Source organism: Streptomyces sp. AC627_RSS907 (genome assembly GCF_019049165.1).
The window spans coordinates 26,450-40,217 of sequence record NZ_JAGMUE010000030.1; the positions used below are offsets into that span (position 1 = coordinate 26,450).

12 protein-coding genes and 1 pseudogene are annotated in these 13,768 nt (G+C 73.0%); 5 read left to right on the top strand and 8 right to left on the bottom strand.

The features are described from left to right. Positions 1-153: 153 nt before the first annotated feature. Positions 154-1,251 (bottom strand): bifunctional succinyldiaminopimelate transaminase/glutamate-prephenate aminotransferase, encoded by a 1,098-nt coding sequence (locus KUM32_RS08515; protein ID WP_217141188.1) that lies wholly within the window; start codon positions 1,249-1,251, stop codon positions 154-156. Between the two features lie 123 nt (positions 1,252-1,374). Next, complete coding sequence (gene fdxA, locus KUM32_RS08520; protein WP_217141189.1) at positions 1,375-1,695, bottom strand: ferredoxin; 321 nt, start codon at positions 1,693-1,695, stop codon at positions 1,375-1,377. A 140-nt stretch (positions 1,696-1,835) separates the two neighbouring features. Between fdxA and KUM32_RS08525 the strand changes: the two genes are divergently transcribed. Both KUM32_RS08525 and KUM32_RS08530 read left to right on the top strand, forming a co-directional pair. Further along, positions 1,836-2,855 carry a GNAT family N-acetyltransferase gene (locus tag KUM32_RS08525; protein ID WP_217141190.1) on the top strand — a complete coding sequence of 340 codons (1,020 nt, stop codon included), beginning with the start codon at positions 1,836-1,838 and terminating at the stop codon, positions 2,853-2,855. 30 nt (positions 2,856-2,885) lie between these two features. Beyond that, positions 2,886-3,740, top strand: a complete 855-nt coding sequence (locus KUM32_RS08530; RefSeq protein WP_217141191.1) for a transglutaminase-like domain-containing protein — start codon at positions 2,886-2,888, stop codon at positions 3,738-3,740. A 64-nt stretch (positions 3,741-3,804) separates the two neighbouring features. Here the strand turns inward: KUM32_RS08530 and KUM32_RS08535 are convergent, their stop codons facing one another. From KUM32_RS08535 to mshB, 3 genes are all read right to left on the bottom strand, one after another. Next, positions 3,805-6,135: a hypothetical protein gene (locus KUM32_RS08535; RefSeq protein ID WP_217141192.1), complete on the bottom strand. Its 2,331-nt coding sequence runs from the start codon at positions 6,133-6,135 to the stop codon at positions 3,805-3,807. Positions 6,136-6,291: 156 nt separating this feature from the next. Beyond that, the gene (locus KUM32_RS08540; protein WP_217141193.1) at positions 6,292-6,711 is read right to left on the bottom strand and encodes a DUF6113 family protein; all 420 of its coding nucleotides are present in this window, start codon (positions 6,709-6,711) and stop codon (positions 6,292-6,294) included. Next, a complete protein-coding gene (mshB, locus tag KUM32_RS08545) occupies positions 6,708-7,607 on the bottom strand; it encodes an N-acetyl-1-D-myo-inositol-2-amino-2-deoxy-alpha-D-glucopyranoside deacetylase (protein ID WP_217141194.1) in 900 nt (299 codons plus the stop codon). The genes KUM32_RS08540 and mshB overlap by 4 nt, the downstream gene beginning before the upstream one ends. Before the next feature lie 201 nt (positions 7,608-7,808). On the opposite strand from mshB, the pseudogene KUM32_RS08550 reads away from it, so the two are divergent. Continuing rightward, positions 7,809-8,672 (top strand): annotated as a pseudogene (locus KUM32_RS08550) (helix-turn-helix domain-containing protein). Next, the gene (locus KUM32_RS08555; RefSeq protein ID WP_217141195.1) at positions 8,669-8,863 is read left to right on the top strand and encodes a DUF397 domain-containing protein; all 195 of its coding nucleotides are present in this window, start codon (positions 8,669-8,671) and stop codon (positions 8,861-8,863) included. The pseudogene KUM32_RS08550 and the gene KUM32_RS08555 overlap by 4 nt, the downstream one beginning before the upstream one ends. 159 nt (positions 8,864-9,022) lie before the next feature. Here KUM32_RS08555 and KUM32_RS08560 read toward each other — a convergent pair whose 3' ends face one another. Then, on the bottom strand, positions 9,023-9,217 hold the full coding sequence (locus KUM32_RS08560) for a hypothetical protein (RefSeq protein WP_189190144.1): 195 nt from the start codon (positions 9,215-9,217) through the stop codon (positions 9,023-9,025). 197 nt (positions 9,218-9,414) lie between these two features. On the opposite strand from KUM32_RS08560, the gene KUM32_RS08565 reads away from it, so the two are divergent. After that, positions 9,415-11,565 (top strand): S9 family peptidase, encoded by a 2,151-nt coding sequence (locus tag KUM32_RS08565; protein ID WP_217141196.1) that lies wholly within the window; start codon positions 9,415-9,417, stop codon positions 11,563-11,565. 99 nt (positions 11,566-11,664) lie between these two features. Here KUM32_RS08565 and KUM32_RS08570 read toward each other — a convergent pair whose 3' ends face one another. After that, entirely contained in the window at positions 11,665-12,783 is a 1,119-nt protein-coding gene (locus tag KUM32_RS08570; protein WP_217141197.1) for an ABC transporter ATP-binding protein, read from the bottom strand. After that, a complete protein-coding gene (locus KUM32_RS08575; RefSeq protein ID WP_217141198.1) occupies positions 12,776-13,759 on the bottom strand; it encodes an ABC transporter ATP-binding protein in 984 nt (327 codons plus the stop codon). Before KUM32_RS08575 ends, KUM32_RS08570 begins: the two co-directional genes overlap by 8 nt. Positions 13,760-13,768 lie beyond the last annotated feature (9 nt).

Consider the following 13,768-nt stretch of genomic DNA (forward strand, 5'->3'; position numbering starts at 1 on the left):
CGCCGCCCGTGTGCGCCCGCACCGGCGCGGTGGCGGCGTGCGCCCGCGACGGTGCGGTGGCGGCGTGCGCCTGCGACGGTGCGGTGGCGGTGCGCGCACGCGTCGGTGCGGTGGGAGTGGCGGTGTGCGGAGCGACCGCCCACGGCCGGGCCGTCAGGCCCCCAGGCGTTCCACCGCCGCGCGGACGCGCTCGTCCGTCGCGGTGAAGGCGACGCGGACGAACGTCTCGCCGGCCGGGCCGTAGAAGTCGCCCGGGGCCACGAGGATGCCGCGCTCGGCCAGCCGGGCCACCGTGTCCCAGCAGGACTCGTCACGCGTGGCCCAGAGGTAGAGGCTGGCCTCGCTGTGCTCGATGCGGAAGCCGTGGCCGAGGAGGGCCTCGCGCAGGGCGGTGCGGCGGGCCGCGTAGCGCTCGCGCTGGACGCGGACGTGCTCGTCGTCGCCGAGGGCCGCCACCACGGCGGCCTGCGTCGGAGCCGACGTCATCATGCCGCCGTGCTTGCGGATCTCCAGGAGCGGGCCGAGGACGGCCGGGTCGCCCGCCAGGAAGGCCGCGCGGTAGCCCGCCAGGTTGGAACGCTTGGAGAGGGAGTGGACGGCGACCAGGCCGTCGTACGAGCCGCCGTTGACGTCCGGGTGCAGGACGGAGACCGGGTCGGCCTCCCAGCCCAGCTCCAGGTAGCACTCGTCGGAGACGACGAGGACTCCGTGCTCGCGGGCCCAGGCGACGATCCGGGTCAGGTCGGCCTTGGACAGGACCCGTCCGGTGGGGTTGGACGGGGAATTGAGCCAGAGGAGCTTCAGGCCCGTCGGGTCCAGCTCGGTCGCGTCGTCGTACGCCTCGTACTCCGCGCGGGCCAGGCGCGCGCCGACCTCGTACGTCGGGTAGGCCAGGCGGGGGAAGGCCACCCGGTCGCCGGGGCCGAGGCCCAGCTGGGTGGGGAGCCAGGCGACCAGCTCCTTGGAGCCGACGATCGGCAGGACGTGGCGGTGGGTGACGTCCCGGGCGCCGAGGCGGCGCTCGACCCAGCCGGTGATCGCGTCGCGCAGTGCCGGGGTGCCCCAGACGGTCGGGTAGCCCGGGGAGTCCGCCGCGTCGACCAGGGCCTTCTGGATCAGCTCGGGGACCGGGTCGACCGGGGTGCCGACGGAGAGGTCGACGATGCCGTCGGGGTGCGCGGCGGCCGTCTTCTTGTACGGCTCCAGCTTGTCCCAGGGGAAGGTGGGCAGGCGGTCGGAGACTGCGGACACGGTTACTGGCTCACTTTCGTCGGTACGGCAGAGGCCCGGCAAACGCCTCGGTCCCGTGCGGCGCCGATCGGAGGCGATCAGGCCGTACGGGACCGAGGCGGCGCGGCGCGGCGCGGGCCGCTGCTACTGGTTCTGCGGCGGCAGCGCGGTGATGAAGGGGTGGTCGCGCTCGATCAGACCCAGCTTGCTGGCACCGCCGGGCGAGCCGAGCTCGTCGAAGAACTCGACGTTCGCCTTGTAGTAGTCCTTCCACTCCTCCGGAGTGTCGTCCTCGTAGAAGATCGCCTCGACCGGGCAGACCGGCTCACAGGCACCACAGTCGACGCATTCGTCCGGGTGGATGTACAAGGACCGCTGGCCCTCGTAGATGCAGTCGACCGGGCACTCCTCGATGCACGCCTTGTCCTTCACGTCGACACAAGGCTGCGCGATGACGTAGGTCACGCTGTCGTTCCTCCTCGATAGGGCGCTGGCGGGCCTCCTCAGGCTCCGCCGCCTGGCGCGCGGGAGCGCGGCGTCGTCGATGCCCGCCCCTAGTATCTCCGTTCTGGGGCATGATCCGAACAGGAGGGGTGGACCGACCCGTGGAAATCTCTGCCGCTGGGCGTCTTGAGGTCCGTATCACCACTGCTGACGTGGGCAAACGGGTCTCAGTGCGACGCTTGAGCGAACCTGGTGTCGCGGATGAGAGGTTCACCGACACGGTCGGTGTTCTCACATCATGGAACGACGGTGTGCTGCTGGTCACACGGAAGAGTGGCGAGACCGTGCGCATCCCGGAAGCCGCGCTGGTCGCGGGGAAGGTGGTGCCGTCCGCTCCGGCGCGTCGGCGCGGTCCCGCGGCCTCCTACGAGGAGCTGGCGCGCGTCGCCTCCCGGGCCTGGCGGCCGGTGGAGAGCGAGCGGCTCGGCGGGTGGGAGCTGCGGGCGGCGTCCGGGTTCACCCGGCGGGCCAACTCCGTACTGCCGCTCGGCGATCCGGGCCTGCCGCTCGACGAGGCACTGACCGCCGTACGACGCTGGTACGGCGAGCGCGGCCTGCCCGCGTACGTCCAGACCGCCACCGGGGCCGAGGGCACGCAGGAGCTGCTGTGCGCGGAGCTGGAGCGGCGGGGCTGGGTGCGGGAGGTGACGGCCGAGCTGTGGACCGGCGCCCTGGCGCCGGTCGCCGACCTGGCGGAGGGCACCGGGGTGGTCCTGTCCCGGGAGGCGGACGAGGCGTGGCTGGCGCGGTACCAGCGCAAGGGCGTCAGCGAGGTGGCCCTGCGGGTCCTGGGCGCCGGGCCGTCGGTGTGGTTCGCGTCGGTGCCCGGCACGGACACGGGCACCGACGCCCCGGCCGCGATCGGGCGGTGCGTCGTGGACGGGCGGTGGGCCTCCTTCGCTGCCGTCGAGGTCGACCCCGCACAGCGGCGGCGGGGGCTGGCGACCGCCGTGATGGCCGCGCTGGCCCGGCGGGCCCTCGACGAGGGCGCGTCGGCGGCATGGCTCCAGGTGGAGGCGGACAACGCGGGGGCGCGGGCGCTGTACGCGGGGATGGGCTTCGCGGCGCATCACGCGTACCACCACTACCGCGCGCCCGAGGGCGCCGGTACGGACCGGTAACCGATCGCCGTGAGAGGGCACGAGCCAGGTATGCGTCACCTCCCCCGTCCCCCGTCGCCCGAGCGCTCCGCCGAGGTGCGGCGGCGGTTCGCCGAAGAGGCGCGGTCCGAGCGGCCCGACCTGTCGACGCTGTGCCTGCTGGTGGGCGCGCAGGCGGACGGGGCACTGGACGAGGCGGGGCTGGACGCCGCGCAGATGGAGCTCGACCGGCTCGCCGGGCAGCTGCCGTTCCGGCCGGGTTCGCCGGAGGCCTGGGCGGCGGCGCTGCGGGACCTGCTCGGCGAGCGGTACGGGTTCCACGGCAGCGCGTCGGACTACCGGCGGCTGGAGTCGTCGCTGCTCCACGAGGTGCTGCGGCGCCGGCGCGGGCTGCCGATCCTGCTGTCCGTGGTGTGGCTGGAGGTGGCCCGGCGGGCGGGGGCCCCGGTGTACGGGGTCGCGTTGCCGGGGCACTTCGTCGTCGGGTTCGGGCCGGAGGACGGGCAGGTGCTCGCCGATCCGTTCGACGGGGGGCGGGTGCTCAGCGGGAACGACGCGGAGGTACTGGTCGCCGGGGCCACGGGGGCGGGGTTGTCTCCGTCGATGCTCGTGCCCGCGGCGCCCTTGGACGTGGTGGCGCGTGTCCTGAACAACGTCCGGGCGTGGGCGGCGGCCCGGCCGGAGCGGTCGGACGTCGGGCTGTGGGCGATCGAGCTGGCGCTGCTGCTGCCCGCGCACCCGGCGCGGCTGCGCTACGAGCGGGCGCGGCTGCTGGTGCAGCGGGGGGAGTTCTCGGCGGGGGCCGGGGAGCTGGACGCGTACGCGGAGGTCGTGGCGGCGGTGGACGAGGCGGCTGCGGAGCAGGTGCGGGCGGAGGCCCGGGCGGCCAGGGCGCTGCTGAACTGACCGACTGCCGGTGCCGCGGCAAGGGGCGCCCGACGAGTGCCGGGCGCCCCTTCCGGACTGGCGTCTAGCTGGGGTCGGTCTCGATGACCGCCACGCGGTCGGTCTTGCTCTTCAGGGCCTGGCGCAGGGCGCCGTAGACGTCCTCGGGGGTGACGGGCGTCTTCTCACCGTTGGCGCGGGTGATGAGCACGCCGTCGAACGCCTGGCCGTAGAGCTCCTCGAGGGCGTTCAGGTCGGGCTTGTCGACGAGCTTGCCGTTGACGGCCGTGACCCTGAGGAACTTCCACAGCGACTTCTCCGGGCTCATCGGGACGGAGTGCGCGGCGTCGGTCTGCACGGTCACCCTGGCCGACATCGCCGGCTCGGCGAACTCCGCCATCATCCGGTCGACCTCGGACTTGGAGACCGTGGGCTGCTGGGCGGTCGTCGGGACGTTCACCGGGGTGGCGGTACCGGTCTCCACCTGGGCGCGGTACGCCGCCTGCACGGCCTCGGTCGACTTGGCCACGTCTATGCCCTTGCCCGCCTCGCCGTACACGGGGACGGCCTTGCCGGACTCGAACCTGATCGTGCCCTCGGTCACCGATCCGGCGCCGCCGGCGGCGTTCTTCAGGGCGGCGTGGAGCTTCTCCTCGTCGACCGGCATGACGGGGTCCACGACGCGCTGCTGACCGAAGAGCGAGCCGATCACGGAGACCGGGTTGTAGTCGCTCTTCGCCGCCGCGCTGGCCGTGGCCTGCGCGTCGAGCTGGAGTCCCGCCTGGTCCGGCTTCAGGGAGACGGTCTCGCCGTCCACCGACAGCTTGAGCGGCTTGCCCGCGCGGGCGCCGAGGACGTCGTCCAGCTTCTCGACGGCGTCGTCCCGCGTGCGGCCGCCGATGTCGACGCCGAGCACGGTGGTGCCCTTGGGCACGTCGGAGCGGTTCATGAGCAGACCGGCGCCGTAGACGACACCGGCGACGAAGACCAGGCCACCGACGAGCAGCGGAAGCTTCTTCCGCCCCTTCTTCTTGGCCGGCTTGGCGGAGCCCGCCGGGGGCTCGGAGACCGGTTCGGGCAGCTTGGGCGGCGTGTGCGGCAGCGGTCCGTCGGTGGACGCCCCCCGGAACGGCGTGGTCCGGTCGCTCGGCACGGCGGGGATGCCGCTGGTGACGGTGTTCCCGGAGACGTTGTCCGGGTTGCCGTAGCCGGGGGCGGCCGGCTCGGGGGCCGGCTTCTGCGGGGTGAGGATCGCGGTGTCGTCGCTGAGCCCACCGCCGGGGCCGGGGCGGGCGGCTTGGCGGACGGGGCCGGTGCCGGAGGCCTGGGGCCTGCCCGGCGCGGCCGGACCAGCCGGGCCCGCCGGTCCGCCCGCCGGACCGCGCAGGCCGTTGGGCGCGGGTCCGCGCTGCGTGCCGGGGCCGCCGGGCGTACCGGCTCCGCCGAGGTCGCCGGGCCTGCCGGCCGGAGGGGGCGCCAGCCGGCCCTCACCGGTGACCGGGCCGCTGGTCGGGCCGACGGGGCTGCGAGTGCCGCCGTACGGGGACGCGCCGTTGGGCCCGCCCACGCGGTCCGGGTCGCCGTGCTCGTTCCCGGCGCCGGGGCCCGGGCCGCCCTGCCCGCCCCCCGGGAAGTGCGGCAGGTCGTCGCGGCGGTGCTCGGTGCCGTCGTCGGTGCCCGGGCGGGCGCCGTTGCCGTTGCCGTTGCCCAGCGGTCCGGCCGTCAGTGCCTCGGTCACGTCGAAGGAGCCGGTGCCGCCACCGTGTCCGGGCGCCACGGGCCCGCCGGTCGCCCCGGAGATCCCGGCGCCGTTGGTGGAGCCGGACCGGGAGCCGCCCGGCAGGTTCATGGAGCCGACGACGCCACCGGGGCGGCCACTCCCGCCGCCCGGCCGCGCACCGGAACGCGCACCGGAAGCACCGGAACCGGCGCCCGGCACGCCCGTGCCACCGGCCGGCGCTCCGGAACCACCGGACAGACCGGCGCCGTTGGTGGAGCCGCCACCCTGAACGCCCTTGCCCGCACCGGACTTGCGCGGCGCGAACCAGTCGCTGGTCGGCTTCTCCTCGGCCGGCTGAGCGGGCTCGGCGGGAGCCTCGGGGGCCGCACTCGCGGGCGCGGGGGCGCTCGGCGCGGGCCGCTCGCCCGGCTCCGCGTCGACGGCGTCGCTCTCGGCCTCCCCGACGGGCTTGCGCACGACGACCGGCGGAATGGGCCGCGACCCGGGGATGTTGATCCGGACGCGGGTCGTCAGCGTCGTCTCGGTCTTGCGGTCCTCCGGCCGCGAGGCCGAACGGCCCGCGTCCGCACCGGCGTCGGAAGCCACGGGTGTCCCGTAGGGCGGGGTGCCCGAGGGATATGCGGCTCCGCCGCGCCCGTGGGGCCCGGAGGACGAACTGTCAGTTTCACGACTCAAGGCAGGTTCTCCCGGTTGGCTCCGCCGCCCGTCACACCAGAAAGCGGGCGGCTCGGCGGCGCGCACCACCATACTGGCCGCTTCTCACGCGTATCCCGTGACCGCCGGGGAAACCCACACCGGACTCGCACGTCCGCGCGACGGCGAAGTAGTACGTCACTTGCGAAGTCGGTCGGCGCCGCCGTCCGGTTGCCGCACCGGCGCGAGGGTGGCACACATCACAGCCACGGCGATGCCGCCGAACAGGAAGATGTAGGAACCGCTTCCGGCGGCGAAGAGGAAGTCACCCTCCGGGCGGCTGGTGGTGAGCAGGATGACGGCGAGCCCCCAGCCGACGGCGGGCGCGACGGCCCCGCCGCGACGGCCCACGGCCCGGCCCGCGCCGACGCACAGCCCCGCCTCGGCGGCCAGCGCGAGCAGCAGCCCGCCGGGGAACCACGCGGACTGCACGAGTGCGCCGGCCACGCCGACGACGGCGCCGCACACGAAGAGCCCCAGGTAGAGGGCGACGCGCCCGGGGGACGGCGCCCGCAGGGGCTGGGCCAGGGCCGAGGTCGGCTCGGGACGGCCGCTCATGACGCCTCCTCGAACTCGGTCCCGGCGGGCGCGGGAGCGACCCCGGCGAAGAGGTCGTTCTCGCGTCCCTCGCCGTCATCGGCCCGCTCGCCGCGCACCAGCTCGTAGTACTCGGTGGTGAAGAGCGGCTGGGCCAGGTCGTTGGAGAGGACGAAGTACGGCTCGGCCACGGTGATCTGCGTGGCGTGCGCGCGCATGGCGGCGGCCTTGGCGGCGGCGTACGGGGTGCCCTCGCCGCGGATCTCCGTGGTGATCCGCTCGTCGTCGACGACGCCCGGCACGTCCTGGACACCGGCCGCCTCCTCGAAGGGCAGGCCGGGCAGGTCGTCGCGGAGGCGGGCGAAGGCGTCCTCGGCGGCGGTGCGCGGTACGCGGTTCCAGTAGACCTTGGCGATCGGGCAGCCGGCCTCGGCCGCCAGCTCGGCGGCGCGCATGGCGATGCGGTGGGCCTGGATGTGGTCGGGGTGGCCGTATCCGCCGTCGGGGTCGTAGGTGACGAGGACCTGGGGCCGTACCTCGCGGATCACCTCGACGAGGAGTGCGGCGGCCCGGTCGACGTCCGCCTGCCACAGGCAGCCGGGGTCGTCGTTGTCGGGCAGACCCATCATCCCGGAGTCGGCGAACCGGCCCGGCCCACCGAGGAGCCGGAAGTCGTCGACGCCGAGTGCGCTCATCGCGGCGGCCAGCTCACCCCGGCGGTGCCCGCCCAGTGCGGCTCCGGACAGGTGTGCGAACTCGGGCGGGATGACCTCGCCCCGCTCACCGAGGGTGCAGGTGACCAGCGTCACGTGGGCACCTTCGGCCGCGTACCTGGCCATGGTGACGCCGTTGTTGATCGACTCGTCGTCCGGGTGCGCGTGCACCAGCAGCAGACGCCGGGCGGGCAGTTCCGTCATGCCCCCACCTTATGAGGCCGGTCCTCGTCCTCGTAGCGCGGGAGACCGTGCGGAGGGTCGGGGGCCGGCCGGAGACCCGTGCGCGGGTGTCCGGAGACCCGGCATGACTGTCCAGGGCTTGTCCAGTGCCGTCCGGGCCGTCGGCGGCGTTGCCACAGGTAAGGCGCGGCTGTGCGGCCCGGGAGTACGGAGGGGGGCGACATGTCGGTGGACGTCGGGACGGAACAGGTGGACGAGCCGGGCTGGGAGGTGGACCCCAACGACGACTGGGCGCTCGCCGTGATCGCCACGGTGGGACGGCAGTTGAGGCTGCGGCGCGAGGCAGCGGGCATGCGGGCCGCCGACTTCGCGGTGGCGGTCGGGTACGGCGAGGACATGGTCTACAAGATCGAGGGCGGGAAGCGGATCCCCCGCCTCGACTACCTGGACGCGGCGGACCGGGTGCTGGACGCGGGCGGGCTCATCTCGGCGATGCAGGAGGACGTGAAGAAGGTCCGGTACCCGAAGAAGGTGCGGGACCTGGCGCAGATGGAGGCGCGGGCGGTGGAGCTTCAGCTGTATGACCCGCTGAACATCCACGGGCTGCTGCAGACGCCCGCGTACGCGCGCGGACTGCTCATGATGCGACGCCCCGCCTACTCGACAGAGGAGGTGGAGCGCTTCATCTCCGCACGCGTTGCCCGTAAGGCCGTCTTCGAGCGGGACCCGGCGCCCGAACTGAGCTTCGTCCTGGAGGAGTGGACGCTCAGGCGTCCACTGGGTGGAGGGGCGAACCTGCGCGACCAGTTGGCACACCTCCTGGAAGTCGGAGAGCTGCGGAACGTCGAGTTGCAGGTGATGCCCATGGACCGGGAGGAGCATGCCGGGCTCGCGGGCGGCATCGAAGTGCTGAAATTCCAGGACGGCTCGATGGTGGGACGGTCTCCCGTGGTGGCCTACGGCCGACCGGTCTCGGACCCGAGGCAGCTACGTATTCTGGAACTCCGGTAGGGCATCATCCGGGCGCAGGCCTTCACTCCTCGCGAGTCGGCCGCGTTCATCGAACGACTGCTGGGGGAGACATGATCCGCGAAGCCGATCTGGCGTGGTTCAAGAGCAGCTACAGCAGCAGCAGCGAGGGCGATTCCTGCGTGGAGGTCGCCGTCGAACCCGGCACCGTCCACGTCCGCGACTCCAAGCACACCGGTGCCGGGCCCCGGCTCGCCCTGTCGCCGAAGGCGTGGGTCTCCTTCCTGGACGGCGCTCGTCCCGAGTAGGGCTCTTCCTCCAGAAGGTGCCCGGCTACGGCGCCGCCGGGACCGGCCTCACGATGCTCCCGGCAGCCGCCGTCAGCGGGGCGGTCTCCCTGGGGGCCGCGGTCCTGTCACCGCCCACGACTGATCCGAGGAACGGCCGCCGCCCCGCCTGGCCCGCCGTCAGAACTTGATGCTGCCGATCATCCCCGCGATGTTCGTCGTCAGCTCATTGATCGTGGGCGCGACGGTCGAGGAGGCCAGGTAGAAACCGAGGAGCACGCACACCACCGCGTGCCCCCCCTTCAAGCCTGATTTCTTGATCAGCAAGAAGACGATGATCGCCAGCAGCACAACCGCCGAAATCGAGAGTGCCACGGCGGCTCACCTCCAATAAGCCCAGGGACATGGGGGGTCGGACACAGTCGAGCGCAGTCGGAACCTTGGGGCATGCAAATCCTCGCAGGGGGCACCTGGTTGATACCCACTATGCGCCAGTGATCATAACTATCCGTGCGCGCGCATCTCTCGGCGCACGGCCGCACAAGGGGGCGCATGGCCAATATGGTCATGGCATGACGACCGAGTCCGACTCCTTCCCCAAACGGCACGCCCGCACCCAGCGGTTCACGCTCGGCGCGCCGCGTTCGTTCACCGTGGCACCCGATGGTTCCCGGGTCGCCTTCCTGCGCTCCGGTAGCGGTACGGACCGGGCCAATTCACTGTGGATCCTCGATGTCGAGGAGGGCACGGAGCGCGTCGCCGCCGACCCGCGGGCCCTCCTGGGCGGCGCCGAGGAGCACCTGTCGCCCGAGGAACGGGCACGGCGCGAGCGCAGCCGCGAGGGCGGCGCCGGCATCGTCGGCTACGCCACCGACTCCGCCGTCGAGCTGGCCTCTTTCGCCTTGTCAGGGCGGCTCTTCGCGGCCGAGCTGCGGGCCGGGACGGCGCGCGAACTGCCCACCCCCGCACCGGTGATCGACCCGCGCCCCTCCCCCGACGGACGGCACATCGCCTACGTCGCCCAGGGTGCCCTGCGGGTCGTGGGGGCCGAGGGCGAGGACGACAGGGCGCTGGCCGAGGTGGACGCGGAGGGCGTCACCTACGGGCTCGCCGAGTTCGTCGCCGCCGAGGAGATGGGGCGCAGCCGGGGCTTCTGGTGGGGTCCGGAATCGGACCGCCTGCTGGTGGCGCGCGTGGACGACACGCCGGTCAGCCGGTGGTGGATCTCCGACCCGGCCCGTCCCGGACGTGATCCACACCACGTGCCCTATCCGGCGGCGGGCACCGCCAACGCGGACGTACGGCTGTTCGTGATCGGGCTGGACGGGGGGCGCACGGAGGTCCTCTGGGACCGGGCGCGGTATCCGTATCTGGCGCGAGTGCACTGGTCAGCGGCGGGGGCGCCGCTCCTCCTCGTACAGGCGCGCGACCAGCGCAGCCAGTTGTTCCTGGCCGTGGACACCGCGTCCGGTGCGACCCGGATGGTGCACGCGGAGGAAGATCCAAGTTGGCTGGAACTCTTCCCCGGCGTGCCCTGCTGGAGCCCCTCCGGACAGCTCGTCCGGATCGCCGACGAGGGCGGGGCGCGCGTCCTGGCGGTCGGTGAACGTCCGCTCACCGGAGCCCAGTTGCACCTGCGGGCGGTGCTGGACGTCTCCGCCGACGACGTGCTGGTCTCCGCGTCGGCGGGCGAGGAGGCGACCGACCCGGAGATCGGCGAGGTGCACGTGTACCGGGTGAACGAACTCGGCGTGGAGCGCGTTTCGCAGGAGCCCGGCGTGCACTCGGCGGTGCGCGCCGGGGGCGTGACCGTTCTCGTCTCGGCGACGCTCGACCGGCCGGGGGCCCGGGTGCGTGTCCTGCGGGACGGGAAGGTGACGGCGACCGTCGCGTCCTACGCGGAACACCCGGGTTTGTCCCCGCGCGTGACCCTCACTCAGGGGGGCGCACGCCGTGTCCCGTGCGCCGTGCTTATGCCAACGGACTACCACGGTGACACCCCCCTCCCCGTCCTCCTGGACCCGTACGGTGGCCCGCACGGCCAGCGTGTGGTGGCCGCGCACAACGCCCACCTCACCTCGCAGTGGTTCGCCGACCAGGGGTTCGCGGTGGTCGTCGCCGACGGGCGGGGCACTCCGGGGCGGTCCCCCGCCTGGGAGAAGGCCATCAAGGACGACGTCGCCGCCGTCGTCCTCCAGGACCAGGTGGACGCCCTGCACGCGCTCGCCGACGACTTCCCGCTCGACCTGGACCGCGTCGCCATCCGGGGCTGGTCCTTCGGCGGCTACCTGGCGGCGCTGGCCGCGCTGCGCCGGCCGGACGTCTTCCACGCGGCCGTCGTCGGCGCCCCGGTGACCGATCTGCGGCTGTACGACACCCACTACCAGGAGCGCTACGTCGGCCACCCGGACGAGCAGCCGGAGGTCTACCGGCGCAACTCGGTGATCGACGACGCGGGACTGGTGGACGCCGCCGAGCCGCACCGCCCCATGATGGTCGTCCACGGGCTGGCGGACGACAACGTGGTGGTCGCCCACTCCCTGCGCCTGTCCTCGGCCCTGCTGGCGGCCGGCCGCCCGCACGAGGTGCTTCCGCTGTCCGGCGTCACGCACATGACCCCGCAGGAGTCGGTCGCCGAGAACCTGCTGCTGCTCCAGGTGGACTTCCTGAAGCGGTCGCTCGGACAACGCCGCAGCGACACCCGTACGCGCCAAGCGCCTTAACAAGGCGGCAACTCCACCGAAGCGGTACCGATATACGGACGCGGGACGCTGTACGGCGTACGGCCGTGCGGGTGCCGTGAGCGGGCCGGGGAGTGCCATTCACCCCGGCCCGCTGCCGTTCCTCCCGACGCCCCGCCCCGCGACGCCCCCGTTCCCCTCGCCGCCCCCGTCCGTCTCGGGCGGCACCACCTGCCCCGGCGCGGAGTGCCGGAGGGGGAGGGCCTCCGCGAAGTGGCACGCCGAGTCGTGGGCGACGGGGCCGGTGCTGTCCCGGAACTCGGCGGGGACGGCGAGCGCCGGGACCTCCAGGGCGCAGCGCTCCCGGGCCTTCCAGCAGCGGGTGCGGAAGCGGCAGCCGGAGGGGATGTCGGCCGGGGAGGGGACGTCACCGGTGAGGATGATGCGTTCGCGGTGCTCCCGGGCCTCGGGGTCGGGGACGGCGGACAGCAGTGCCTGGGTGTAGGGGTGGGTCGGGTGGTCGTAGATCTCGGCGTCACGGCCGGTCTCGACGATGCGGCCGAGGTACATCACGCCGACCCGGTCCGAGATGTGCCGGACGATCGACAGGTCGTGGGCGATGAAGACGTAGGAGAGGTCGAACTCGTCCTGGAGGCGGCCCATCAGGTTGATCACCTGGGCCTGGACGGAGACGTCGAGGGCGGAGACCGGTTCGTCGGCGACGATGATCTCGGGGCGCAGGGCGAGTCCACGGGCGATGCCGATGCGCTGGCGCTGGCCGCCGGAGAACTGGTGGGGATAGCGGTTGATGTACTCCGGGTTGAGGCCCACGACGTCGATGAGTTCCTGGACCCGTCTGCGCCGGTCGCCCTTCGGTGCCACCTCCGGGTGGATGTCGTACGCCTCCCCGATGATGTCGCCCACGGTCATCCGGGGGTTGAGGGAGGTGTAGGGGTCCTGGAAGACCATTTGGATGTTGCGGCGCACGGCTTTGAGGGCCCGGCCCGAGAGCCTGCTGATGTCCTCGCCCTTGTAGCGGATCTCGCCGGCCGTCGGCTTCTCCAGGCTGACCAGCATCCTGGCGACCGTGGACTTGCCGCAGCCGGACTCCCCGACGATGCCCAGGGTCTCGCCGCGGGCCAGCTCGAAGTCGACGCCGTCGACGGCCTTCACCGCGCCGACCTGCTTCTTGAAGAGGATGCCGGAGGCCAGCGGGTAGTGCTTGACCAGCCCGCTGACCTCGAGGATCGGCTCAGCCATGCAGGCACTCCCTCCAGAAGTGGCAGGCGCTGCCCCGCTCCGCGTCGGATTCCGTCACGTCGTAGAGGGGTGGTACGTCGGTACGGCAGACGTCCCGGGCCATCGGGCAGCGGGGGTGGAAGGCGCAGCCGGGCGGGATGCGGGTGAGGCTGGGCGGAAGGCCCTTGATGGCGTAGAGCTCCCGGCCCTTCTGGTCCAGGCGGGGGATCGACTCCAGCAGGCCGCGTGTGTAGGGGTGAGCAGGGCCCTTGTAGAGGTCGTGGACGGGCGCGGTTTCCACGATGCGGCCCGCGTACATGACGGCGATCTTGTCGGCGACGTCGGCGACCACGCCGAGGTCGTGGGTGATGAGGATCAGGCCCATGCCCAGTTCGCGCCGGAGTTCCGCGAGGAGGTCCATGACCTGGGCCTGGACGGTGACGTCGAGGGCGGTGGTCGGTTCGTCGGCGATGATCAGCTTCGGTTCCAGGGCCATCGCCATCGCGATCATGATGCGCTGGCGCATGCCGCCGGAGAACTGGTGCGGGTACTGCCGCACCCGCTCCTTCGCGGCCGGGATGCGGACGCGGTCCATCAGCTCCACGGCCCTGGCGCGGGCGTCCTTGCGGGACATCCCGCGGTGCACGGTGAACATCTCGCCGAGCTGGTCGCCGACGGTCAGGACGGGGTTCAACGACGACAGCGCGTCCTGGAAGATCATCGCCATCTCGGCGCCGCGGACCTTGCGGCGCTCCTCCTCCTTCAGCTTCAGCAGGTCCCGGCCCTCGAAGAGGACCTCTCCCCCGGTGATCCGGCCCGGCGGGGAGTCCAGGATGCCCATCACCGCCTGCGCGGTCACCGACTTGCCGGAGCCGGACTCGCCGAGGACGGCCAGGGTCTCGCCCGCGTCCACGCTGTAGGAGACCCCGTTGACCGCTTTGGCGATCCCGTCGCGGGTACGGAACTCCACGTGCAGGTCGCGCACTTCGAGCAGCATGGCGGCGGC

Bases quoted from the DNA above. Each gene is read 5' to 3' on its own strand.
- KUM32_RS08530 (WP_217141191.1), top strand. From the start codon at position 2,886: ATGCGTCACCTCCCCCGTCCCCCGTCGCCCGAGCGCTCCGCCGAGGTG.
- KUM32_RS08540 (WP_217141193.1), bottom strand. From the start codon at position 6,711: ATGAGCGGCCGTCCCGAGCCGACCTCGGCCCTGGCCCAGCCCCTGCGG.
- mshB (WP_217141194.1), bottom strand. From the start codon at position 7,607: ATGACGGAACTGCCCGCCCGGCGTCTGCTGCTGGTGCACGCGCACCCG.
- KUM32_RS08555 (WP_217141195.1), top strand. From the start codon at position 8,669: ATGATCCGCGAAGCCGATCTGGCGTGGTTCAAGAGCAGCTACAGCAGC.
- KUM32_RS08565 (WP_217141196.1), top strand. From the start codon at position 9,415: ATGACGACCGAGTCCGACTCCTTCCCCAAACGGCACGCCCGCACCCAG.
- KUM32_RS08570 (WP_217141197.1), bottom strand. From the start codon at position 12,783: ATGGCTGAGCCGATCCTCGAGGTCAGCGGGCTGGTCAAGCACTACCCG.
- KUM32_RS08575 (WP_217141198.1), bottom strand. From the start codon at position 13,759: ATGCTGCTCGAAGTGCGCGACCTGCACGTGGAGTTCCGTACCCGCGAC.